1 protein-coding gene is annotated in these 1,971 nt (G+C 42.9%); it reads left to right on the top strand.

Annotation, left to right across the window (positions count from 1 at the left end; translation table 11 throughout):
* Positions 1–1,513: alanine/glycine:cation symporter family protein (locus tag BCT81_RS26210; RefSeq protein WP_241908280.1), on the top strand; the 1,513-nt coding region annotated here is incomplete at its 5' end.
* Between the last annotated feature and the right edge of the window lie 458 nt (positions 1,514–1,971).

Raw genomic sequence — 1,971 nt, 5'->3', positions numbered from 1 at the left:
GTTTATATTATTGTTTAGTTCCAGTGCATTTGCAGAAGAAGGATCATTTAATCAAGCTATCAGTAACTTAAGCAAAAGTGTTGATGGATTTTTCAACGACTACACAGGATGGTTCGTTGGACTCATATTTAAAAGTGTACCGGTTGGCGAAGCTAACTTCCCTATTATTGTTGGCTGGTTATTACTCGCTGCGTTGATCTTTACTGTTTACTTTGGCTTCGTCCAATTTAAGCGAGTCGGTATGGCTGTAGATATCATTAGAGGCAAGTACACAGACCCTAACTCAAAAGAAGACGGCGAAGTTTCCCATTTTCAAGCTTTAGCTACTGCCCTTTCTGGAACCGTCGGTCTTGGTAACATCGCAGGTGTAGGTGCTGCACTCGCCATCGGTGGCCCTGGTGCAACATTCTGGATGATTTTGTGTGGCCTTCTTGGTATGGCTTCAAAATTCTGTGAGTGTACGTTGGGTGTGAAATACCGAACTATCTTACCGTCAGGTGTGGTTTCGGGTGGTCCAATGTACTACCTGAGCCAAGGCCTAGGTGAGCGCGGATTGGGTGGACTGGGTAAAGCACTTGCGATCGGCTTTGCACTGATGTGTATCTTGGGTTCACTTGGTGGCGGTAACATGTTCCAAGCTAACCAAGCTCATGCAATGCTAACGTATGCCTTTGATATCCCAAGTGAGTACGGTGTTATCACTGGCCTTGTACTAGCTGCTTTAGTTTTCTCTGTGATTGTTGGTGGCATGCCTTCTATTGCATCGGTAACAGAAAAAGTGGTTCCTTGGATGGCAGCGCTATATATCGGTATGGCTCTAGTTGTTATCGGTTCTAACCTTGATCAAGTTGGCCCTGCTTTCAGCGCAATCTTTACCGGTGCATTTACTGGCGAAGGTGTTGTTGGTGGATTCATTGGTGCGTTAATTCAAGGCTTGAAGCGTGCAACCTTCTCGAACGAGGCAGGTGTTGGTTCTGCGGCAATTGCTCACTCAGCGGTAAAAACAAAAGAGCCAATTACTGAAGGCCTAGTGTCACTACTAGAACCGTTCGTTGATACCGTAATCATTTGTACGATGACAGCATTGGTTATCACTATCGCTGGTCTAAACACAGGTCCATTCGATGGTTCAGGTTTAACAGGTGTAACTCTAACTGCGGCGTCGTTTACTGAAACTGCAGGTTTCTTCAAATACACCTTAGCACTAGCCGTTATCATGTTTGCATTTTCTACTATGATTTCTTGGTCGTACTACGGTCTTAAAGCATGGACTTACCTATTCGGTGAAGGAAAGGCTACGGAACTGGTTTTCAAAGTGATGTTCTGTGTGTTCGTTGTGATTGGTGCAACAATCCAATTTGGTGCGGTAATCGACTTCTCTGATGCAGCTATCTTTGCGATGTCTATCTTTAACATCCTAGGTCTATACTTCTTGATGCCTGTTGTTAAGAAAGAACTGCAATCATTCGTTGCTCGTGTGAAATCAGGTGAAATCAAAACCTACGAAAAGTAATCACTCGCTAATTAACACTGTTCTAAAAGTCTTGGCGATACCCTTTGCTTGAGAAAGCGAGAACAGAACAATAGCTTAGTCAAAATCCCTACCAGTTTTGCTTGTGGGGATTTTTTGTACCTAAATTTTCTTGTTCACGCTGCTTAGGATTTCGGCATACTTTTATACGGTCCACTACCTCTTCTACTTCAATCACATATGGTTTCGTTAATGGCGAATTACAGTCGTCAAAACAATAAGCTACGGTGCAATTCTCACACTGATATTCATTCATGGTTTATCCCTGTCCATTGAGATGGTCTAATCAAAGAATGACAACAGACCGCATGTTCACCCTAGAACACCGCTATTATGCTGTTTATCAACCCTATAAATACGCGTGCAAAGTCACCAAATATTCAATTAATCACATATTAAAAACATTTTGCGGCTCTAATCACGAATAGCTTGGTAATAGT

The sequence above is a fragment of the Vibrio sp. 10N.261.52.A1 genome, from assembly GCF_002876325.1.
Classification (GTDB): Bacteria; Pseudomonadota; Gammaproteobacteria; order Enterobacterales; family Vibrionaceae; genus Vibrio; species Vibrio chagasii.
Note: the sequence above shows the minus strand (reverse complement) of the source record. Positions and strands in the feature narration are given on the sequence as shown.